The organism is Flavobacterium sp. CF136 (assembly GCF_000282055.1).
GTDB lineage: Bacteria > Bacteroidota > Bacteroidia > Flavobacteriales > Flavobacteriaceae > Flavobacterium.
Window position 1 is genome coordinate 94801 of the sequence record NZ_AKJZ01000102.1, and the last position, 21384, is coordinate 116184.

Annotated in this window: 19 protein-coding genes; 8 read left to right on the plus strand and 11 right to left on the minus strand. The window is 33.6% G+C overall.

Translation table 11 applies throughout. The features are described from left to right. Window positions 1–97: 97 nt before the first annotated feature. On the minus strand, window positions 98–781 hold the full coding sequence (locus tag PMI10_RS20215) for a response regulator transcription factor (protein ID WP_007811237.1): 684 nt from the start codon (window positions 779–781) through the stop codon (window positions 98–100). Between the two features lie 233 nt (window positions 782–1014). Here PMI10_RS20215 and PMI10_RS20220 point away from each other — a divergent pair, with 233 nt between their 5' ends. The 4 genes from PMI10_RS20220 (at window position 1015) to PMI10_RS20235 (ending at window position 6874) form a co-directional block, all read left to right on the plus strand. Next, entirely contained in the window at window positions 1015–3825 is a 2811-nt protein-coding gene (locus tag PMI10_RS20220) for a TonB-dependent receptor (RefSeq protein WP_007811239.1), read from the plus strand. 198 nt (window positions 3826–4023) lie between these two features. Next, window positions 4024–5208 carry a hypothetical protein gene (locus tag PMI10_RS20225; RefSeq protein ID WP_007811241.1) on the plus strand — a complete coding sequence of 395 codons (1185 nt, stop codon included), beginning with the start codon at window positions 4024–4026 and terminating at the stop codon, window positions 5206–5208. A 110-nt stretch (window positions 5209–5318) separates the two neighbouring features. Continuing rightward, window positions 5319–5657 (plus strand): T9SS type A sorting domain-containing protein, encoded by a 339-nt coding sequence (locus tag PMI10_RS20230; RefSeq protein ID WP_007811243.1) that lies wholly within the window; start codon window positions 5319–5321, stop codon window positions 5655–5657. A gap of 152 nt (window positions 5658–5809) precedes the next feature. Beyond that, entirely contained in the window at window positions 5810–6874 is a 1065-nt protein-coding gene (locus tag PMI10_RS20235) for a LuxE/PaaK family acyltransferase (RefSeq protein ID WP_007811245.1), read from the plus strand. Here PMI10_RS20235 and PMI10_RS20240 read toward each other — a convergent pair. Together PMI10_RS20240 and tyrS are read right to left on the minus strand one after the other, a co-directional pair. Next, window positions 6871–7215 carry a hypothetical protein gene (locus tag PMI10_RS20240; protein WP_007811247.1) on the minus strand — a complete coding sequence of 115 codons (345 nt, stop codon included), beginning with the start codon at window positions 7213–7215 and terminating at the stop codon, window positions 6871–6873. The two genes, PMI10_RS20235 and PMI10_RS20240, sit on opposite strands and share 4 nt — an antisense overlap. A 40-nt stretch (window positions 7216–7255) precedes the next feature. Beyond that, window positions 7256–8551 (minus strand): tyrosine--tRNA ligase, encoded by a 1296-nt coding sequence (gene tyrS / locus PMI10_RS20245; RefSeq protein ID WP_007811249.1) that lies wholly within the window; start codon window positions 8549–8551, stop codon window positions 7256–7258. Between the two features lie 211 nt (window positions 8552–8762). On the opposite strand from tyrS, the gene PMI10_RS20250 reads away from it, so the two are divergent. Beyond that, entirely contained in the window at window positions 8763–9764 is a 1002-nt protein-coding gene (locus PMI10_RS20250) for an NAD-dependent epimerase/dehydratase family protein (RefSeq protein WP_035632459.1), read from the plus strand. Window position 9765: 1 nt separating this feature from the next. Here PMI10_RS20250 and PMI10_RS20255 read toward each other — a convergent pair whose 3' ends face one another. Genes PMI10_RS20255 through PMI10_RS20265 form a run of 3 tightly spaced genes read right to left on the minus strand, consistent with a single transcriptional unit; the run spans window position 9766 to window position 12336 of the window. After that, on the minus strand, window positions 9766–10224 hold the full coding sequence (locus PMI10_RS20255; protein WP_238539493.1) for a DUF4296 domain-containing protein: 459 nt from the start codon (window positions 10222–10224) through the stop codon (window positions 9766–9768). A 36-nt stretch (window positions 10225–10260) separates the two neighbouring features. Beyond that, window positions 10261–11601 (minus strand): dihydroorotase, encoded by a 1341-nt coding sequence (locus PMI10_RS20260; RefSeq protein ID WP_007811256.1) that lies wholly within the window; start codon window positions 11599–11601, stop codon window positions 10261–10263. A 9-nt stretch (window positions 11602–11610) separates the two neighbouring features. Beyond that, on the minus strand, window positions 11611–12336 hold the full coding sequence (locus PMI10_RS20265; RefSeq protein WP_007811258.1) for a polyprenol monophosphomannose synthase: 726 nt from the start codon (window positions 12334–12336) through the stop codon (window positions 11611–11613). A 106-nt stretch (window positions 12337–12442) separates the two neighbouring features. Between PMI10_RS20265 and PMI10_RS20270 the strand changes: the two genes are divergently transcribed. The 3 genes from PMI10_RS20270 (at window position 12443) to PMI10_RS20280 (ending at window position 14529) form a co-directional block, all read left to right on the plus strand. Further along, window positions 12443–13153, plus strand: a complete 711-nt coding sequence (locus PMI10_RS20270) for a DUF4271 domain-containing protein (protein WP_007811260.1) — start codon at window positions 12443–12445, stop codon at window positions 13151–13153. Window positions 13154–13167: 14 nt separating this feature from the next. Next, the gene (locus tag PMI10_RS20275) at window positions 13168–13917 is read left to right on the plus strand and encodes a uroporphyrinogen-III synthase (RefSeq protein ID WP_007811262.1); all 750 of its coding nucleotides are present in this window, start codon (window positions 13168–13170) and stop codon (window positions 13915–13917) included. Window positions 13918–14058: 141 nt separating this feature from the next. Further along, window positions 14059–14529, plus strand: coding sequence for an Lrp/AsnC family transcriptional regulator (locus PMI10_RS20280; RefSeq protein WP_007811264.1), 471 nt, complete (start codon window positions 14059–14061; stop codon window positions 14527–14529). Between the two features lie 141 nt (window positions 14530–14670). Here PMI10_RS20280 and PMI10_RS20285 read toward each other — a convergent pair whose 3' ends face one another. From PMI10_RS20285 to PMI10_RS20310, 5 genes are all read right to left on the minus strand, one after another. Beyond that, on the minus strand, window positions 14671–15357 hold the full coding sequence (locus PMI10_RS20285) for a zinc metallopeptidase (RefSeq protein WP_007811266.1): 687 nt from the start codon (window positions 15355–15357) through the stop codon (window positions 14671–14673). A gap of 272 nt (window positions 15358–15629) precedes the next feature. Further along, window positions 15630–16220 carry a hypothetical protein gene (locus PMI10_RS20290; RefSeq protein WP_007811268.1) on the minus strand — a complete coding sequence of 197 codons (591 nt, stop codon included), beginning with the start codon at window positions 16218–16220 and terminating at the stop codon, window positions 15630–15632. Then, window positions 16207–16680 carry an RNA polymerase sigma factor gene (locus PMI10_RS20295; protein WP_007811270.1) on the minus strand — a complete coding sequence of 158 codons (474 nt, stop codon included), beginning with the start codon at window positions 16678–16680 and terminating at the stop codon, window positions 16207–16209. The genes PMI10_RS20290 and PMI10_RS20295 overlap by 14 nt, the downstream gene beginning before the upstream one ends. Before the next feature lie 2 nt (window positions 16681–16682). Continuing rightward, window positions 16683–17531 (minus strand): alpha/beta fold hydrolase, encoded by an 849-nt coding sequence (locus tag PMI10_RS20300; RefSeq protein ID WP_007811272.1) that lies wholly within the window; start codon window positions 17529–17531, stop codon window positions 16683–16685. A gap of 481 nt (window positions 17532–18012) precedes the next feature. Beyond that, window positions 18013–21057, minus strand: a complete 3045-nt coding sequence (locus PMI10_RS20310) for a leucine--tRNA ligase (RefSeq protein WP_007811274.1) — start codon at window positions 21055–21057, stop codon at window positions 18013–18015. Between the last annotated feature and the right edge of the window lie 327 nt (window positions 21058–21384).

Genomic DNA, 21384 nt, shown 5'->3' on the forward strand with positions numbered 1-21384 from the left:
TTTTTTAAACTTTGAGAAAGATTGACTCCGATAACAAAAGTACAAATACTATAATTTAAATGAACTTATATCACTGGTTCAAATTTTTATTGAATGTTTAAACTTCAAATTTATAGCCAACTCCTTTTATGGTCTTAAAAAGGTCTTCACCTATTTTCTCACGTAATTTTCGAATATGAACATCAATTGTTCTTCCTCCTACTACTACTTCATTCCCCCAAACTTTATCCAGGATCTCGTCTCTTTTAAATACTTTCCCGGGTTTTGATGCGAGTAAATAAAACAATTCGAATTCTTTTCGTGGTAACGAAATTTCGATATTATCCTTGATGATTTTATACTCTTCACGATTAATTTCGATTCCGCCAACATTTAGTGTGTCACTTACCACTTCTTGTTCTTTTAACCTTCTTAACAAAGCCTTTACTTTACTAACAAGTAATTTCGGTTTTATTGGTTTTGTAATATAATCATCAGCACCAGCGTCAAAACCAGCAACTTGCGAATAATCTTCACTTCTGGCTGTTAAAAATGTTATGATAACATTATTTAATTCCGGAATTTTCCTGATATGTTCACAAGCTTCCATACCGTCCATTTCAGCCATCATGACATCCATTATAATCAAGTCCGGTAATTCTTTCTGAGCTTTTGCGATTGCATCTTTTCCATTTGAAGCTGTTACAATCTGGTAGCCTTCCTGAGCAAGGTTATAGCCTACAATTTCCAGGATATCCGGTTCATCGTCGACTAATAAAATCTTGGTTTGTGTTTTTTTCATAAATAGCAAAAATTGAGATTTTCACATCAAATTTTCTTTATTATATATTCGATGATATTTAATTGCGATGGTAAATATAACAATAAAACAACGGTTAAAAATTGGTGTTAACGGTAATTTAATCTGGTAACAATTTGATAATCTTCACAACACAAAAACATAACAAGTAGCTAACATGAACTTTACAATGTGTTTATTTCTTTGCACAAAAATAAATCAAACACAACACTGAAATGAAATTCAATTTAAAATTTCTATTTATTACATTATTTATTTGCGGCATTTCACTTGCACAAAACAAAGGTACGATTTCTGGAGTTTTAACCGACAAAGAAACAAACAATGAAGCTTTGCCTTTTGCAAATGTCCTGATTAAAGGAACAAATATTAGTACCAATACTGAAATTGACGGGAAATATTCTTTAAATGTTAATCCGGGAAATTATATCATTATTTTTAGCTTTGTAGGTTATGAGTCTGTAGAAAAACCCGTAACCGTTAAAGCAAATGAAACTACAACAGTAAGCCTGTCACTTTCATCGGGAGGTTATACATTAAAAGATGTAGTAGTTAAATCAACAACTGCTAACAAAGAAAAAGAAACTGCTTTATTATTAGACCAAAAAAATGCCGTTGTAATCAAACAAAGTATCGGCGCACAGGAAATGTCCAGAAAAGGCGTTAGTGATGTTGAAGAAGGCTTGACAAAAATTACAGGGATTTCTAAAGTTGGCTCAAGAGGTTTATTTGTACGTGGTCTTGAAGATCGTTACAATAACTTATTGATTAATGATCTTGCTGCCCCATCAAATAGCCCATTCTCAAAAATTGTCCCTCTTGATTTGTTTCCAACAAACATAGTTGGCGTTATTGATGTTTACAAAACATTTAACCCAAATATTTATGGAGATTTTGCCGGTGGAACTTTTAATATTCAAACTTCTAAAGTTTCTAAAAATGTTACAAAAATAAATCTTGGTGCAGGATATACAACTGGAAACAGTTTTAAAGATTTTTTACTTTCAGGTGATGCAGATACTGCAGCAGGATTTTTCGGATTCAACGGAAAAGACAGAGAGTTACCAGGGTTTTTAGGATCAACTGCCGGTAGAACAACTTTTACAACTGATCAGGCATTAAATTCTTTGAGTGGAGATAAAGGTTTTAACGTAAACAAAAGCAAGAGTCCATTAAACTCCAGCATCAATTTTCTTCATGCAGAAAAGTTTGACTTAAGTAACGATCGTAACATTTCATACTTATTCTCTCTTAATTTTGATAATAGTTATGCTGTTAGAGAAGGTGTCAGCAGAACACTGCAAACGCTTGGTGATAAATATAACAATGATTTTATTAACACTGAATATCGTTTTAAAACTAGTACATCAGCTTTAGTGGGAGTAAATTACACTACTCAAAGATTTAAATTGGCTTTTAACACTTTGTATTTAAAAACAACATTAAACTCTATATTAGATCAATACGGAGTTTTAAGTAACAATGGGGTTGACAATAACTTCATTCGTACTAATCAATTGGATAAAACTGATTACTTAAATGCTCAATTATTAGGAGAATATAATTTGACAGAAGATAAAAACCAAACTTTAAAAGCTGGTGTATCATATGCTAATACAAAATATGGCCAGCCAGATAGAAAATTCTTCTCAGGAACTCAGGAAAGTGACAATCAAATCAATACTTCTTATGGTGGTAACAATTTCTTACGTCAGTATTTAACTGTTGATGGAAACGTATTTGTTTCTGGATTATTAGAATACAACCTGAAATTTGGAAAAGATGCAAAACAGAACAAATTAACAGTCGGTTATAACGGAAATGCCTCTAAAATGGAATCTTCTTATCGATTTGTTGCAAGTAATGGCGGTACTTTTTCATCATCAGACATAAACAATATCGATACTAAAATCACAACTGACATTAACAATAATGCTGTTTTTTTTAACGAAAGTTCAAACACAACTTATAAAGTAAAACTTAACGAAAGTGCAAATGCAGGATATGCAAACTTATTATTGAAATTTGCTGAGAAATTCGAGTTAAATGGAGGTGTTAGAGTTGAAAGCACTATCAAAGAAACATTTTACAGAACTTTAGGTTCTTTTGATGATCCGTTCAAATTAAAGAGATACAACAATTTTTATGTTTTACCATCGTTGAATGTGAAATATCTTTTAACTGAAACATCTAACATTCGTTTCGCTGCAAGTAAAACGTATACGAAACCAGTTGTAATGGAATCTTTCCCAATCTCATACATTAATGCAGATAATACTTCTACACAAGGAAATGCATTATTGAAAAATAGTGATAACTATAATGTTGATTTGAAATATGAATTATTCCCTACTTCTAAAGAAATGTTGACTTTTGGTTTATTTGGAAAACATATTGATAATCCTATCGAAAGAACTTTTATTGCCAATGCAACATCTGGAACAGTAACTACTTTCCTGAACTCTGATAGTGCAAACTTATACGGAGCTGAAGTTGAATTCCTTTTAGGTTTAAACAGAATCAGCGAAAATTTAGAGCATTTTTCTTTTGGATTAAATGCTTCATTGATGTCTACCAAAGTAAATGTTGCTCCAACTTACGAATCTCAGGATGAGGATGGTGTTGTTACTGTAAAAAACTCAATCGAAACGCACCAAACAAGATCATTGCAAGGTGCTTCTGACTGGCTAGTAAACTCTGATTTAAAATATGAATTTGAGTTAGGTAAAGACTGGACAAATACAATGTCACTTGTTTATGGTGTATTCGGAAAAAGAATTTATGCAGTAGGGACAAACGGTCAGGACAATACTTATGAATTACCTGTACAGCAATTAGATTTTGTTTGGGGAAGTAAGATTTCAGAACATTTTGATATAAAATTTACTGCCGACAACTTATTAAACCCAGAAAGAAAATTAGAATTCGGAAACAACGGAACTTACAAAGTTCAAGAATCATCATTGTTGGCAAACAGCTACAAAAAAGGAGTTGGATTCTCTGTTAAAGTAGGATACACTTTCTAATATCTATATAAAAATAACAACTAAAAGTTCCAGAGATTCTGGGACTTTTTTTATTTACTGATACATTAAATCTACTTAACATTCTCTTCACATTTTAGTTTTCTTTTAATAACCGTAATGTAATATTGAGATAACACTCTGAAAGGATTTACATTATAATTTTGACAAAAAATAAAACGAATAATACAACACATAACTATGAAAACTAAATTTTTTGCTTTAGCACTTGCTACAAGTTTATTTTTAAACTCTTGCTCTAGTGATGACCCAACTCCTGTTGTTCAACCTGTAACAGGCGAAATCACAGGTCCAATAACCGCAAACAAAACATTTGCTTACGGAAACTATACTTTAAAAGGAATCGTAAAAATCAACTCAGGTGTAACAGTAACTTTCGATGCTGGTTCTACAATCACTATCGATAAAGCTACCGGAGACAACGCATTAGTTGTTTTAAACGGAGCTAAATTAATTACTAACGGTACAGCTGACAAACCAATTGTATTTACAGAAAAATCTAAACTTCCAGGTTCTTGGGGAGGAATCATCATGTATGGTGATGCTCCTGCAAAAGTAGCTGGTGGTGGAACTTCTTCTACATCAGAAGATGGTAACAACATTACTTACGGTGGAACAAATGCAACTCACAATGGTGGTTCATTAAATTATACAAGAGTAGAATATGCCGGAGCGAAATTAGCTGACGGACAAAAAGAAAACAATGGTTTTACTTTTTACTCAGTAGGTTCAGGAACAACTTTAGATCACTTAGTATCTTATAAAGGTGCTGACGACGGATTCGAATTCTTTGGAGGGACTGTAAGTATGACAAATGCTATTTCTTACGGAAACTATGATGATGCTTTCGACTGGCAAGATGGATGGCAAGGTACGGTTAACACCAACTGGTATGCTTACCAAACTGGAAAAGGTAACTACGGAATGGAAATCGAAGCTTCTGCAAATGATAATGCTTTTGGACCAAAAGTTTCTAACATTACTTTAAAAAGAGAAGCCGGTAACGTTCCTGAAGTTGGAGATAATCAAGTTGATGCTTTCCAATTCAAAAGAGAAGGAAACGGAGAATACAGCAACATCATTATCGATGGTTACGGTAACTTCACAACTGGAGCAACTACTTACTATGGTAGTGCTGTGAGAATTCAGGATGATGCTACTAACACTCACCAGGTAAACACATCTAAAATAAAAATTTTAAATGTAAAAATTACTAATACAACTAATGTATTGCCAATTGGCGCTACTGATGCTATTGTTGTTGCTTTCCCAACCGGAACTTTCGTTCAAAGTTCTACAGCTACAGGAGCTATATTAACTACTGGAGCATGGGCAACTGTTGACGGAGTTAGCTTAATCAAATAATACAACTTTTAAATATTATTGTTAAAAACATCCTAAAATTTTAGGATGTTTTTTTTTGGCGTAATTTTTGAAAACTTTTTTTCGTATATTTACATATCTAAAACAAAGCGATGGCAAAAAATTACTTTTATATTACTTTCTTACTGGCTTTTTTCTTTACTGTAAGTGTCTCCGCACAAGACAGCAAAACATCGCCAAAAACTCAAGATGGAACTACCATAGAGGGGCTAAGTTTATATCCTAACCCTGTCATAAACGGAAAAGTATATATTTCTTCTAAAAATGATTTAGAAAAAGAAATTATTATTTTTGATGTTTTAGGAAAAAAAGTACTTCAAACACATTTAACCACAAAAGAATTAAACATTCCTGATTTAACTCCCGGAGTTTATATCATAAAAATAAGCGAACAAAACAATTCGGCAACACGAAAATTAATTGTTCGATAAAACAATATAAAAAAAGCTCCTTGTGGAGCTTTTTTAGTTTTCAGTCTCAGTCACGTTTTCAATTTTGTAAAACTGTTAAAAAGATGACTTGAAAACCGTGGCTGAAAACCGTGACTAAAAACTAAAAACAATATCTTTGCACAAAAAAAGTCTTGATTACAGCCAGCGATATATTTACAATTTCGAGTCAGAAACAATTTGAAAAAACAGCATTAAAAGTGTTTCGTTTTCAGCACGAGAACAATAAGGTATATCGTGATTTCTGTGATTTCTTAAAAGTAAATCCACAACAGGTAAAATCATTACAGCAGATTCCTTTCTTACCAATTCAGTTTTTTAAAAGCCATAACGTAGTTTCGAATACAAGTCCCGCCGAAGTAACTTTTACCAGCAGTGGAACAACGGGTATGGTTACCAGTAAACATTTGGTTACCGATGTTTCGCTTTATGAAGAAAGTTACCGAAAAGGATTTTCAGAATTTTATGGCAATATCGAAGATTACGTTATTTTAGCTCTTTTGCCGTCTTATCTCGAACGCGAAGGCTCTTCGTTAATCTATATGGTCGAAGACTTAATAAAACTGTCCAATCAGCCTGATAGCGGGTTTTATTTACACAATCATGATGACTTAATCAAAAAACTGACTGATTTAGATGAATCCGGGCAAAATGTTATTTTAATTGGCGTTACTTATGCTTTATTAGATTTGATTGAAACCTTCAATAATAAACAATCTTCCGTTGAAAACGAAAAGAAGGTTCTTGACAACTTTGGGCAAAAAACTGAAAACTTGTCAAAAAAACATCAATTTCAGCTTAAAAATACCATTATTATGGAAACCGGGGGTATGAAAGGCAAACGTAAAGAAATGATTCGCGAAGAATTGCACGAACAGCTTTGCAAAGGCTTTGGTGTTAATGCAATTCATTCTGAATACGGAATGACTGAACTTTTAGGACAGGCATATTCATTAGGCGAAGGCGTATTCGAATGTCCATCATGGATGCATATTTTAGTTCGTGACCCTGAAGATGCTCTCACTTATGTGAAAGACGGAAAAACCGGTGGTATCAACGTTATCGATCTCGCCAATATCAATTCATGTTCTTTTATCGCGACACAGGATTTAGGCAAAAAAAATCCCAACAACTCTTTCGAGGTATTGGGACGTTTTGATAATTCTGATATTCGTGGTTGTAATTTGATGGTACTTTAATTTTCTTCCATCAAACCAATGCTTTCTATTCCTTCTTTTTCAATTAATTCTTTTTCCTTTTCACCTTTATTCTCCAGGAATTTATAAACGCCATAGCAGCCTACACCTCCAAAAACTGCAAAAATTAAATTTAATCCCGCATTATCATAATCACCTTCACTTAGAGTATCAAAGCCATTTATAATTCCCATTATAACAACATAAATAATAGCCGTAATAAATGTGATTCCATAATACGCTAATAATCCGATAAAGAAATATTTCCATTTATTTCTATTGAATTTGATAGCCAAATTACTGAACGCTTTCCAGATCCAATAAATAAATAAAAATCCAAACATATATTTTAATTTAGATGATAAACATAGTTAAAATAAAATACTATTTGATTCTCAACACAAAATAATTTTTCTTTCCGCTTTGCAATAAAACAAATTGATTATTAATTAAATCATTCGCTGTCAACACAAAATCTTCTTTGATTTTTTCTCTGTTTACCGAAATTGAATTCGCTGTTAAAGCGCGTCTTGCTTCTCCGTTTGATTTAAAGAATCCTGTTTTTTCGTTTAAAACAGTTATAATATCCAATCCGTTTTCTAAGTCTGCTTTTGCGATTTCTGCTTGTGGAACTCCGTCAAATACCTCTAAAAAAGTTGCTTCATCTAACTGCTTCAAATCTTCTGCAGTAGAATTTCCAAACAAAATATTCGAAGCCTGAATCGCTTTTTCCAATTCCTCTTTACTATGAACAAAAACGGTAATTTCTTCAGCTAATTTTCTTTGTAAAACTCTTAAATGAGGAGCCGTTTTGTGCTCTTCGATCAAAGCATCAATTGTTTCTTTATCTAAAAAAGTAAATATTTTGATATATTTTTCAGCATCAACATCTGTAGCATTTACCCAAAACTGGTAAAATTTATATACCGAAGTTTTATCGGCGTCCAGCCAAACATTTCCTCCTTCGGATTTTCCGAATTTAGACCCGTCTGCTTTTGTAATTAATGGCGTTGTTAAGGCGAATGCTTTTGCACTTTCTCCTCCCATTCTGCGCACTAATTCTGTTCCTGTGGTAATATTTCCCCATTGGTCAGAACCTCCCATTTGCAAAACGCAATTGTTGTTTTTATATAAATGATAAAAATCGTAACCCTGAATTAATTGATATGTAAACTCCGTAAAAGACATTCCTTCTCCTTCTCCACTCAATCTCTTTTTAACAGAATCTTTCGCCATCATATAGTTTACCGTGATACGTTTTCCAACTTCACGCGCAAAATCAATAAACGAGAATTCTTTCATCCAGTCGTAGTTGTTCACCATAACCGGAGCATTTTTATCAGAGGAATTAAAATCTAAAAAGCGGGATAAAACACTTTTGATTCCGGCAACATTTTTAGCCAAAGTTTCTTCGTTCAATAAATTTCTTTCGTCCGATTTTCCGGATGGATCACCAATCATTCCTGTTGCACCACCAACTAAAGCTATAGGCTGATGACCAAAATTCTTTAAATGAACCAGTAAAATAATCTGAACCATGCTTCCAATATGAAGTGAATCTGCCGTTGGATCAAAACCAATATAAGCCGTTGTTACTTCTTTCAGTAATTGTTCTTCCGTTCCGGGCATACTGTCATGATATAAACCGCGCCACTTTAATTCTTCAACTAGATTCTTCATTTTTTAAATAATTTGGTGCAAATGTAATCAATGTCAATATCAATATCAAAAAACAATTGCAATGTCAATATCAATTAAAAAGTAATCTCAATAACAATTTCAAAAAGCAATTTCAGTGGCAATAGTAAAAAGTAATACTAAAATCAAAAACCTTTGCAACTTTGACCCTCTGCAACTTTGTCTCTTTCGAGCAAAAACTTATCTTTACAAAATGGTATTAGTAACAGGAGGAACAGGTTTAGTGGGTGCACATTTATTGCTTCATTTAATTGAAAATGGAGAAACTGTCCGGGCGATTTACAGAAACCAAAATAAAGTCCAGAAAACGAAATCTATTTTTGAATTATATAAAAAAGGTGATTTATTCGAAAAAATTGAATGGATTGAAGCTGACATTCTCGACGTTCCTTCATTAGAAATCGCTTTTATTGGTATTGAATACATTTATCATTGTGCTGCATTTATTTCACTTGATCCAAAAGATGAAAATTTACTGCGAAAAACCAATATCGAAGGAACAGCCAACATAGTTAACTTTTCTATTGCAAAACAAATAAAAAAATTCTGTTTTGTGAGCTCGATAGCTGCTTTAGGAGATTTAGCTGCCCATGAAACTATTATTACCGAAGAAACCGAATGGAATCCGGAGAAACCTCATAGTGATTATGCAATTTCTAAATATGGTGCCGAAATGGAAGTCTGGCGAGGACTTCAGGAAGGTTTGGATGTAATTATTATAAATCCGGGTGTAATTTTAGGCCCAATTCCAAAAACAAAAACCTGTGAACAGGGAAGTGCTGAATTTTACGTAAAAGTAGCCAACGGACTTTCATTTTATACGCTCGGAAGTACCGGCTTTATTACGGTAAATGATGTAGTAAAAATTGCAGTTGAGTTAATGAAAAGCGATATAAAAAACGAACGTTTTACACTAATTGCAGAAAATATTGTGTTTCGGGATATTCTCAATACAATTGCCGATGCATTAAAAGTCAAAAGACCAGGTATTCATGCAAAGCCATTTTTACTGAATTTTGCATGGATAGCAGACGGAATATTTTCGGCTTTATTTTTCCAAAAAAGGAGAATTACAAAAGCAACTGCAAAAGCATCTTATTCTAAGAGTTTATATTCTAATGAAAAAATAAAAACCGCTCTTGGAACGGTTTTTTCAGATGTGCATCACTATATAAAAGAAGTTTCGCAGTTATAAACTATTGTTTAAGTCTTGACATTCTTTTTATAGAATCAATTTTTTCTCTTATCAAAACCCTCTGTGCTGAATCGTTAGGAATCTTTTTAGGTTCGGGTTTATTTTTAGATTTATTTTTTATCGCCTTAGCTGCTTTTTTTTCTTCAGCTTTCAGCTTTAATTCATTATTTTTTTTCTCTTTTTCCAGACGGGCATTTATTACATCATACATCTCCTTATAGCCGTCGTAATCAGATGCATAATATATATTGCTTTTAGCAAACTGAAGACTGTCTACTTTATATTTTTTAAAAATAAATTTTTTAGGACTTGATTCAACTGAATCTAAAGACAAAGGTTGTTGATATTTTATTGCTTCCAAAAGAGTTAAATCATATATAATATTCATCATCTTTTCTTTTTCAATAAGTTTTGCAGGTTTTTTAACCAACTCTTTTTTACAACTTACAGAAAGAAACAAAACCAATATTATAAATACGAAATTCTTCATTGCAATTTATCTATCAAATAATAATCGTTTTCCGGCGCGAACATCTTTTACTTTAAAATTATTGTAAACCATTTCACCATTTACAAAAGTATGTGTAATTCTTGATTTAAAAGTAAAATTTTCAAATGGGGACCATCCACATTTATATAAAATGTTCTCTGGCTTCACACTCCATGGCAAACTTGGATTCACAATAACCAAATCAGCATAATAACCTTCTTTTATAAAACCTCTTTTTTCAATTTTAAAAATCTTAGCAGGATTATGGCACATTTTCTCCACAATTTTCTCCACACTGATTTTTCCCTGATGATGCGCTTCAAACATAGCAACAACAGCATGCTGAACTAAAGGGCCTCCGGAAGGCGCATTTAAATACGATTGGTTTTTCTCTTCCTTCGTATGAGGCGCATGATCTGTTGCAATAACGTCAATACGTCCATCATTTAAGGCTTTCCAAAGCTCTTTTCTATCCTCGGCAGTTTTTACGGCAGGATTCCATTTTATAAAATTCCCTTTCGTTTTATAATCTTCATCTGTAAACCAAAGATGATGAACACAAACCTCAGCAGTAATTTTTTTATCTTCTAATGGAATTTTATTGGTAAACAATTCCATTTCTTTCGCTGTAGAAAGATGAAAAATATGCAAACGCGCTCCCGTTTTCTTTGCTAAAGCAACTGCTTTTGAAGAGGAAATATAACACGCTTCTGCACTTCGGATTAAATGATGTGCAGTAACCGGGACATCATCACCATATTGCTCTTTATAAATTGCAAGATTATTTTGAATTGTAGTTTCATCTTCACAATGAACAGCAATCAACATTGGTGTGCTGGAAAATATTTTCTCTAAAACAGCTTCATTATCTACCAGCATATTACCAGTCGAAGAACCCAGAAAAATCTTAATTCCGGCAACATTTTTAGGATTTGTTTTTAAAACTTCTTCTAAATTATCATTGGTTGCTCCCATCATAAACGAGTAATTCGCAAATGATTTTGCGGCAGCAATTTGATACTTATCCTCTAAAATTTCCTGAGTAACGGCATTAGGAACTGTATTGGGCTGCTCTATAAAAGAAGTAATACCTCCTGCAACTGCAGCTCTTGATTCTGATTCTATATCTCCTTTATGAGTTAACCCAGGCTCTCTAAAATGTACCTGATCGTCTATTGCTCCGGGAATCAAATAATTCCCTTCGGCATCAATTACTATGCAATCGGAAGTTTTCAGGCTGATACTATCCGCAACCTCAACAATTAAGTCATTTTCTATCAGGACATCTCCATCAAAAACAGACCCTTCGTTGACAATCTTAGCATTTTTTATTAAGATTCTATTCATTGTTATCTTTTATAATGAATTGACTAATTTTTTTAATCGAAGTGAAATTACACCCAGAATAGCTTCTTTAATAATGGCATTGCTCATTTTTGAAACACCTTTAGTCCTGTCCGTAAAAATAATTGGAACTTCGGTAATTTCAAATTTAGCACAATATGTCCTGTATTTCATTTCTATCTGAAAAGCATACCCAACAAATTTAATTTTGTCAATATTAATCTTTTCTAAAACTTTTCTTTTATAACAAACAAAACCTGCTGTAGCATCATGAATTTTCATTCCGGTAATAAATTTCACATAAACCGAGGCAAAATAAGACATTAATACCCTGCTTAAAGGCCAGTTTACCACATTAACACCGGTTACATAACGCGATCCAATGGCTAAATCCGCTCCTCCAAAATGGCAGGCATCAAACAATTTTTCAAGATCATTCGGGTTATGTGAAAAATCAGCATCCATTTCAAAAATGAAATCATATTGGCGTTCCAAAGCCCATTTAAAACCATGCACGTAAGCTGTTCCGAGACCAGATTTTTTGGCTCTTTTTTCAAGAAACAATCTCTCCGGAAATTCTTCCTGAAGTGCAACAACCTTATTTGCAGTATGATCCGGCGAATTATCATCGATAATCAAAAGATGAAAGGGTTTATGTTGCGAAAGCACAGCACGTATTATACTTTCTATGTTTTCAATCTCGTTATAAGTAGGAATTATGACAATACAATCATTCATTTTTTCTGCGTAATTTCACCGCAAAAGTAAACTTTTTATGGCATTTGATTCATAATAAATCTATAATAAAAGTATTGAGACAAAAAATTACTAATTTTGTATCGTTATGATTGAACAACTTCATCCCAGAATTATCGAAAACAAAGATTGGGCAACATTCCTGTTTATGTTGGCTTTTGCTGCTGTCGCTATTACAAAATCAGCTTATGAAAACAGGTTTAGTGAGTTTACTAAACTTATCTTCTCTGATAAGTACGTCAAAATTTACCGTGACGTTTCTCATTTAAAAAGCAGCTTTACTATAGCACTGTTTTTTGTACAGATTGTTTCGTATTCGTTTTTCATTCTGCTAACGATGCATATTTTCAGTACCACAAAAAGCGATTGGACACATATTTTCAGATCTGCCACAACAATCGAAAAAACCGACTGGATGCTTTTTATACAAATCGCTACTTTTCTGACCTACTTTATTTTAGCGAAGTATTTAATTGAAAAAATAATCGGGACATGTTTCAATATTGATGAATTTGTAGATCTTTTTAATCTTCAAAAGGCAACATATCGAACTTATATTGGTATTTTAATCCTTCCTGTCAATGCTGTTTTATTTTATCGGGATGATATATCTGAAAGTTTACCACTAGCAATAATAGGGGTTTCGCTATGTATAAGTATGTTTTCTTACTTTATTTCAATTAAAACCTATCAAAATACAATAATCAGTAAGTTATTTTATTTTATTTTATATCTTTGCACTCTTGAAATAGCGCCCTATTATTTCCTGTATTATTGGATAACTAAAGGGAGCGCTTAGTAAATGTTTATTATATGAAAGTGAAAACAATTTTGGTGTCACAGCCTGAACCTAAAGTGGAAAACTCCCCTTACTTTGAGCTCCAACAAAAACACAAAATAAAAATTGATTTCAGACCTTTTATTCATGTGGAGGGAGTTAATGCAAAAGAGATCCGATTGCAAAAAATCGATCTTAATCATTACACTGCAATTATTTTGACCAGTCGAAATGCTGTGGATCATTTTTTTAGAGTAGCCGATGAAATGCGCTACAAAGTACCTGAAGGATTAAAATATTTTTGTCAATCTGAAGCTGTTGCTTTTTATTTGCAAAAATATGTAGTCTATAGAAAACGTAAAATTTACGTAGGAGCAAAAGATTTTGCTGATTTATCTCCGCTTATCAAAAAATACAAAGACGAAAAATTCCTGCTTCCTGCATCTGATCAGTTAAATGCGGATGCACCGGTAACTTTAAACAATTTAAAAGTAGATTGGACCCAGGCTATTTTTTATAAAACAGTAATGAGTGATTTATCCGACTTAGCTGATGTTTATTACGATATTTTAGCCTTTTTCAGTCCAACGGGAATAAAATCATTGTTTAAAAACTTCCCGGATTTTAAACAAAATGATACCAGGATTGCTGTTTTTGGAAGCACAACTCAAAAAGAAGCTTTAGATTATGGTTTAAGAATCGATATTCTTGCTCCAACTCCTGAAACTCCTTCTATGACAATGGCTCTGGAAAAATACATTAGTGAAGCTAACAAAGGAAAATAATTCCTAAAAAATAATCAAATCTTAAAATTCCAAATTCCAACTCTCAGTTAGGATTTGGAATTTTTCTTTTTAAATCATTTTAAGTACATTTGATTTCTATTCTAAACCAAATCATTAGGATTTAGTTCCAAATCACAAGTTATGAAAATCAACTCTCTTTTAATTGAAATTGACGGTATCGACAAAGAAATCCTTCGTTATTTAATGGATGATGCCAGAAAACCTATTTTACAAATCGCCAATAAAATAGGAATTTCAGGAGCAGCTATTCATCAGAGGTTGAAAAAACTGGAGCAATCCGGAGTGATTTCCGGATCAAAATTTACTGTAAACCCAAAAGTTTTAGGTTATAATACAATGGCATTTATTGGTGTTTATCTTGATAAAGCTTCCAGAAATTCTGAAGCCGTAAAAGACTTAAAAAAAATTCCCGAAGTTTTAGAATGTCATTACACCACCGGAAACTGGTCTGTTTTAATAAAAATTATTTGCCGCGATAACGAACACTTAATGCAACTTTTAAATACTAAAATCCAGGCTATCGAAGGTGTTTCAAGAACAGAAACTTTTATTTCGCTGGATCAGCAGATTGACAGACAGATACAGCTTTAAATAATTAGATAATGTGCCAATTAGATAATTAGATAATTTATAAAACCCGGGTAGATTTTAAAAAATCTACCCGGGTTTTGGTTTTTTAAGCATTCTTGTAATTATCTAATTGACTAATTATCTAATTGCCACATTAAAAAATTAATTCCTCCTGTTTCCAGAATAAATCGAGATATAATACAACAACGTAGCAATAGAACCAATAGCTGCTACAACATACGTTCTTGCCGCCCATTTCAAAGCATCTTTTGCGCCTGCCTGTTCTTGTTGTGTGAGCATGTGTTTATTTTCTAACCAGGCCAAAGCACGATTACTCGCATCATATTCAACCGGCAAAGTTATAATTGTAAATAATGTTGTTGCAGCAAAAATGATGATCCCGATTAACAACAATTGCGGAAAAGTCCTGATCATCAAGATTCCGGCCAACAAAATCCATTGTACATAATTTGACGTTACGCTTACAATAGGCACTAATGCAGAGCGCAAAGTCAGCCATTCATAACCAATAGAATGCTGAACTGCATGACCACATTCATGCGCTGCAACTGCTGCCGCTGCCGCATTACGATGATTGTAAACTGCTTCGCTTAAATTTACTGTTTTATCCGCGGGATTATAATGATCTGTTAATTGTCCCGGAGTCGAAATAACACGAACATCACGAATTCCATTATCGGCCAGCATTTTTTCGGCAATTTCTCTACCGCTCATTCCGTTTTGTAATTGCAATTTCGAATATAGTTCGAATTTGCTCTTTAATCTTGAACTCACCAGCCAGCTAAACAGCATGATCAGTCCTGCAAGAATTAAATATCCACTTCCCATATTTATGTTTTTAAATTGTTTTTTTCTCTAAAAAAATAATCTACAATTTACGAACCATTTTTTTAAAATGCCAAAATGACATTTAGTTTTAGATTTTAATTATGAATTCTTTCGCAAAAAACCAAACACAAACTTGTCATTCCGCAGGAATCTATGCGTAAAGCCAATTGGATTCTGAGATTCCTGCGGAATGACAAACCGTGCGCTGAAAACAAAAAATCCCAAACCCCAATCGCAAAATTGGAATTTGGAATTTAAAATATTGGAATTTATTAATCCAATTGCTTATTTATATCTTCAAACCTTGTAATCAGTTCATTAATTTTCGATTGTTGTTTTTTAATTTGTTTCGGACGGATATAAAACCAGTTAAATCCAATCCATATCAAAGTTATTGCATAGGTAAAAATAGCCCAGAAAATAGTCATTCGGCTTGCGTATTCATACATATACAAAGATATTCCGGCTCCCAACAAAACAAAATACAAACTCAATATTGTAGATTGCATAAATTGCTGTTTTTTCCGAATTAAAATCAGCTTCTGTAAATATTCCTGATTGGTTTGTGTAGTATCTATATTTTTAAAACTACCCAATAGCCGATTGTAAACCACTACATAAATAACCATTGCCAAAATAGTTAAAACAATTCCGATCTTAGTCGAAATAAACTGTGGCTGATAATAATACCAGACAAAAAGAATAAAAGCACTTGTTGCAAAAAGCAGAATATTGGTTATCCATAAACTTCTCAAACCTGCTTTTTTAAATTGTTTTAGCCTTGCCATCAAATCCTCGATATTGGGCTGACTTACGGTTTGTTTTTTCCATAAATCTTTGAAGTCTATATTATTGTTGTCCATTTTCTTTAAATTTTTGAGTCAGTTTTTCTTTTATCCTGTGAATTTTCACTCGTGTATTGGCTTCAGAAAGTCCGACAATTTTGGCGATTTCTGCTTGTTTTACATCTTCAAGTTCCAGCGAAATAATGATACGCTCCGTTTCAGGCAATTCGGCTATACATTTATATAAAAACTGAATCTGTGGTTCAATCGAAGTTTGTTTTTCCTCGCTCAGATGAATTGGCAAATCTGATTTCGGGAAACGCTTGTCTTTTTCAATCTGCCTTAAACAGTTATTAGAGGCAATCCTGAAAATCCAGGTTCCTATCGCCGATTCGTTCCTAAAAGTATCCCGTTTTTGCCAGACAATAATAAACGTTTCCTGAGCCAGATCCTGTGCAACGTCATAATCATTGACAAAACCCATACAAAGCCTGAATATTCTGTCCCAATATGTTTTATAGATTTGTTCAAATTCCATTATTACGATTTTAGAAAATTGCTCAACTGTCCCAAATACCAATCTTTGTCATCATACATAATAAAATGCATTCCTTTATTGGCATACTGAAAATTCGCTGTTTTTAAGCTTTTATACTGATTTTCGATTGCCGGTTTTAAATTTACAAAATAAGATTCCAGTAAAATTAAGGATGGACATTTTACAGACGAAATTTTCTCTCTTAAATCAACATTGAAAAAATCACAATACATTTGAGCAAATGTTTTTCGGTCTGATTTCACGCTCCAATCCACCACCATTTCTAATTTTGAAGCATCTGCCAAAAGTCTGGGCATGGTTTGTTTTTGCATTTCATAAAACTGAATATCTGTCATTGCCGTCATTTGAGTTACCATCGCAGAACAATCATTATTTTCTTTTGATTTAAAAGAAGGATCACTCAAAGCCGCCAGACACGGAAGTGCATCGACCACAACGATTTTCCCAATTAATTCCGGATAATCAGCTGCAATAGCAAGTGCTAATCCACCGCCCATACTGTGGCCGATTAAGATTGGTTTTTCTATTTTATTGGTTATGATATAATTAGCGATTTCATTTTTCCAATTTTCAAATGAAGGATTTGGCTGTGGTTTTACTCCTGCAAAACCGGCCATTGTCAAAGTGTAGCAGGTAAAATCTTTTTCGAAAACTGTTTTAGTTTCGTTCCATACGTCTCCGGAAGAAGCAAATCCAGGAATGAATATAATAGCTTGTTTTCCTTTTCCGATTTTAGAAACTTCGAACGGATATGATTTGGTTTGTGCAAAAACATTTAGACATAATGCAGAAAATAAAAGGGCGATAATCAGGTAAATATACTTTTTCATTTTAATAGATTTAAGTTGTTAATTAATCGGATCCGCCCTTTGGATACGAGAAAAATTAAAATGTTACAACTGAAATTAAAATTTCAATAAAAAAATTCCAAATCCCAATTTGAGAATAATTTTTTCGCCACAAATTGCACAAATTTTCACAAATTCAATTCGGGCAATTTGTGGCGAAAAAGTCAATATTGGAAAGGAAATTCTGGTGTGATTTGCGTGCGGAGATTCCTCGTTCCTCGAAATGATAAAACACACGAAGTTCTTGCATTAAACCCCAACTAAACACACAGTTTGTCATTCCGAGGAACGAGGAATCTCCGCAAGTAGCTCGCCAAAGATTGAACCTTTTGTTTGCGGAATTTCTAGTGTGATTTCTCCTTTCTTGAAATGACAAACTTTGCGCAAAAACCATAAAAAAAATCCCAAACCCCAATCATAAAATTGGAATTTGGAATTTAAAATATTGAAATTTATATTTCGGTTAACCAACCAAATTAATAATCTTCCCGGGAACAATAATCACTTTATTTGGCGTTCTTCCATCTAATTGTCTTAACGTTCTTTCATCTTTCATGATGATTTCCTCGATTTGTGCTGCGGTTAAATCCAAAGGCAATTCAATTGTGAAACGCATTTTTCCGTTGAAAGAAACCGGATATTCTTTATTGGTCTCCACTAAATGTTTAGCATCAAAAATTGGAAAGGTAACTTCAGAAATTGATTCTGCATTCCCTAACTGTGACCATAATTCTTCTGCAATATGAGGCGCGTATGGCGAAACTAAAATAGCCAAAGGTTCTAAAATCGCTCTTGAATGACAGTTTTGAGTCGACAATTCGTTTACACAAATCATAAACTGGGAAACGGATGTATTAAAAGAGAAGTTCTCGATATCTTCTGCCACTTTTTTGATGGTTTTGTGTAATGATTTCAAATTGTCTTTTGTTGGTTCGTCGTTGTTTACGATTAAACCATTATCATCAAAATACAATCTCCATAATTTTTTAAGGAAACCAAAAACTCCTGAGATTCCGGCAGTATTCCAGGGTTTTGCCTGCTCTAACGGACCTAAAAACATTTCGTACAAACGTAAGGTATCTGCTCCATATTCATTACAAATATCATCTGGAGTTACAACATTGTATTTCGATTTTGACATTTTTTCAACTTCACGACCAACAATGTATTTCCCGTTTTCTTCGGTTATAAAAATTGCATTTGCAAAATCTTTTCTCCATGCTTTGAATTTTTCAACATCTAATTCATCAGAAGAATTAACCATTGATACATCAGCATGAATTTGATTAATAACCAAATCATCGTTTAAAGCTTTAAATTGAATAGATGGGTTCTTTAAATTTAATTGAACCAAAATTTCTGCTATTAGCAAATTTTTATCTTGCGATAGTTTATTTTTTGAAACAAAGATTGGAAAATCCTTTCTAACATTTTCCGAAGCAGATCCACTTCTAAACAAACTTAAAGAAACTCTATAAACAAAAGCACTAGTTCCCAAAATCATTCCCTGATTAATCAGTTTTTTGAATGGTTCTTCGGTTGGAGCAAAACCTTTGTCTTTTAAGAATTTGTTCCAGAAACGTGAATATAATAAATGTCCGGTTGCGTGTTCGCTTCCGCCAATGTACAAATCAACGCTTTCCCAATATGCTAACGCTTCTTTGCTCGCAAATTCGGTTTCGTTGTGTGCATCCATATAACGCATCCAATACCAGGAACTTCCCGCCCAACCTGGCATCGTGTTCAATTCCAATGGAAAAATAGTGATATTGTCAATCAACTGGGTACTGACAACTGAACTCTTAACACTGTCCCAAGCCCAAACTGCTGCGTTTCCTAATGGAGGCAGACCGTCTTCGGTTGGTAAATATTTCTCAACTTCAGGTAAAATGATTGGCAAATGTTGTGCATCGATCATTTTTGGAAGTCCATTCACATAATAAACCGGGAAAGGCTCTCCCCAATAACGCTGGCGGGAAAAAACAGCATCACGCAAACGGTAATTTGTTTTTCCGGTTCCCTGACCAATTTCTTCTAATTTTGCGATCGCTTTTTTAGTCGCGTCTTTATAATTTAATCCGTTTAGGAAATCAGAATTGGCGATTTCAACATTGTCTTTTGAGCCGTAAGCCACTTCAGAAATATCAACATTAGCAAAGATATTTTTGATTTCCTGCATTCCGTTCTCGCCTTTAAAGAAATTTGCAAAAGCGTAATCTCTTTCGTCGCCACAAGGAACCGCCATTACAGCACCTGTTCCATAGCCAGCCAAAACATAATCTCCAATCCAAACCGGAATTGCTTCTTTCGTAAAAGGATGTTCCGCATAAGCACCGGTAAATACTCCGGAAATCGTTTTCACATCGGCCATACGCTCACGCTCGGAACGTTTTGCTGTTTTTTCGATATAAGCCTCAACTGCTGCTTTTTGTTCCGGACTTGTAATTTTAGCAACCAAATCATGTTCCGGCGCCAAAGTCATAAAAGTTACTCCGAAGATTGTATCGGGACGGGTTGTGAAAACTTCGATAAAATTTGTTTCAGGTTTCACGTTTAAAGTTGCTCCACTTTGCTCGTCATCCTGAGACTTGAAACTTGAAACTTGAAACTTTACTAACGCTCCAACCGATTTTCCGATCCAGTTTCTTTGTGATTCTTTTATAGATTCACTCCAGTCGATATCATTTAGACCCTGAAGCAGGCGTTCGGCATAAGCAGAAATTCGCATACTCCATTGTGTCATTTTTTTTCTTATAACAGGATATCCTCCACGCTCAGAAACTCCGTTTACAATTTCGTCATTTGCCAAAACAGTTCCTAAACCGGGACACCAGTTTACTTCGGTTTCTGCCAGGTACGTTAATCTGTATTGCAAAAGGATTTTCTCCTGCTCATCTGCTGAAAATGCGTTCCATTCACCTGACGAAAAACTTTGAATATTATCATCACAAACAGCATTTACATTCGCATTCCCTTCTTTTTCGAAAATCGCTGTTAAAGTCGAAATATCTTCGGCCTTGTCTGTATTTTTATTGTACCAGGAATTAAATAACTGAATAAAAATCCATTGTGTATGTTTGTAATAATCAGGATTTGAAGTACGTACTTCACGCGCCCAATCAAATGAAAATCCGATTTTATCCAATTGTTTACGGTAACCCGCAATTTGTTTTCCTTCTTTATCAACCCCACCGTCAATATTTACACTTGTTGTATCTTCCGGACGCTGTCCTGTCTGAATTGCATATTGTTCTGCAGGCAAGCCGAAACTGTCATAACCCATTGGATGCAAAACATTGAAACCCTGATGTCTTTTGAAACGAGAATACACATCTGAAGCAATATAACCCAGCGGATGCCCAACGTGTAATCCCGCTCCGGATGGATAAGGAAACATGTCTAACACATAATGCTTCGGTTTTTCAGAATTGTTTTTTGCAGCAAAAGTTTGGTTCTCAGCCCAATATTTTTGCCATTTCGCGTCTATTTCGTTTGGATTGTATTTCATTTTTTTTGAGTTGCTAAGCTACTGAGTAACTAAGGTTCTAAGTTTTAAGTCCGCAAATTTACATTTATTACAGATTGTACCAAAGCTATTTCACTGACAAACAAATAAAATAACAAAATACTTACTCAAATTAAGTAAAAATACTTATGTTTGCATTGTAATACTTAGAACATGATTACTGATTTGCATTTATTGTATATTAAGGATTGAAGAAATAACTTTATTTAACAAGGGACCTGTTGTAATTATTTTTAACACATAGAAATATAGATTTTGTAAAGTCAGAAATAGGCGTTTCACTTATTCAAAATACACAAAGCTATCTAT

Bases quoted from the DNA above. Each gene is read 5' to 3' on its own strand.
- PMI10_RS20215 (WP_007811237.1), bottom strand. From the start codon at position 781: ATGAAAAAAACACAAACCAAGATTTTATTAGTCGACGATGAACCGGAT.
- PMI10_RS20220 (WP_007811239.1), top strand. From the start codon at position 1,015: ATGAAATTCAATTTAAAATTTCTATTTATTACATTATTTATTTGCGGC.
- PMI10_RS20225 (WP_007811241.1), top strand. From the start codon at position 4,024: ATGAAAACTAAATTTTTTGCTTTAGCACTTGCTACAAGTTTATTTTTA.
- PMI10_RS20230 (WP_007811243.1), top strand. From the start codon at position 5,319: ATGGCAAAAAATTACTTTTATATTACTTTCTTACTGGCTTTTTTCTTT.
- PMI10_RS20240 (WP_007811247.1), bottom strand. From the start codon at position 7,215: ATGTTTGGATTTTTATTTATTTATTGGATCTGGAAAGCGTTCAGTAAT.
- tyrS (WP_007811249.1), bottom strand. From the start codon at position 8,551: ATGAAGAATCTAGTTGAAGAATTAAAGTGGCGCGGTTTATATCATGAC.
- PMI10_RS20250 (WP_035632459.1), top strand. From the start codon at position 8,763: ATGGTATTAGTAACAGGAGGAACAGGTTTAGTGGGTGCACATTTATTG.
- PMI10_RS20260 (WP_007811256.1), bottom strand. From the start codon at position 11,601: ATGAATAGAATCTTAATAAAAAATGCTAAGATTGTCAACGAAGGGTCT.
- PMI10_RS20265 (WP_007811258.1), bottom strand. From the start codon at position 12,336: ATGAATGATTGTATTGTCATAATTCCTACTTATAACGAGATTGAAAAC.
- PMI10_RS20270 (WP_007811260.1), top strand. From the start codon at position 12,443: ATGATTGAACAACTTCATCCCAGAATTATCGAAAACAAAGATTGGGCA.
- PMI10_RS20275 (WP_007811262.1), top strand. From the start codon at position 13,168: ATGAAAGTGAAAACAATTTTGGTGTCACAGCCTGAACCTAAAGTGGAA.
- PMI10_RS20280 (WP_007811264.1), top strand. From the start codon at position 14,059: ATGAAAATCAACTCTCTTTTAATTGAAATTGACGGTATCGACAAAGAA.
- PMI10_RS20285 (WP_007811266.1), bottom strand. From the start codon at position 15,357: ATGGGAAGTGGATATTTAATTCTTGCAGGACTGATCATGCTGTTTAGC.
- PMI10_RS20290 (WP_007811268.1), bottom strand. From the start codon at position 16,220: ATGGACAACAATAATATAGACTTCAAAGATTTATGGAAAAAACAAACC.
- PMI10_RS20295 (WP_007811270.1), bottom strand. From the start codon at position 16,680: ATGGAATTTGAACAAATCTATAAAACATATTGGGACAGAATATTCAGG.
- PMI10_RS20300 (WP_007811272.1), bottom strand. From the start codon at position 17,531: ATGAAAAAGTATATTTACCTGATTATCGCCCTTTTATTTTCTGCATTA.
- PMI10_RS20310 (WP_007811274.1), bottom strand. From the start codon at position 21,057: ATGAAATACAATCCAAACGAAATAGACGCGAAATGGCAAAAATATTGG.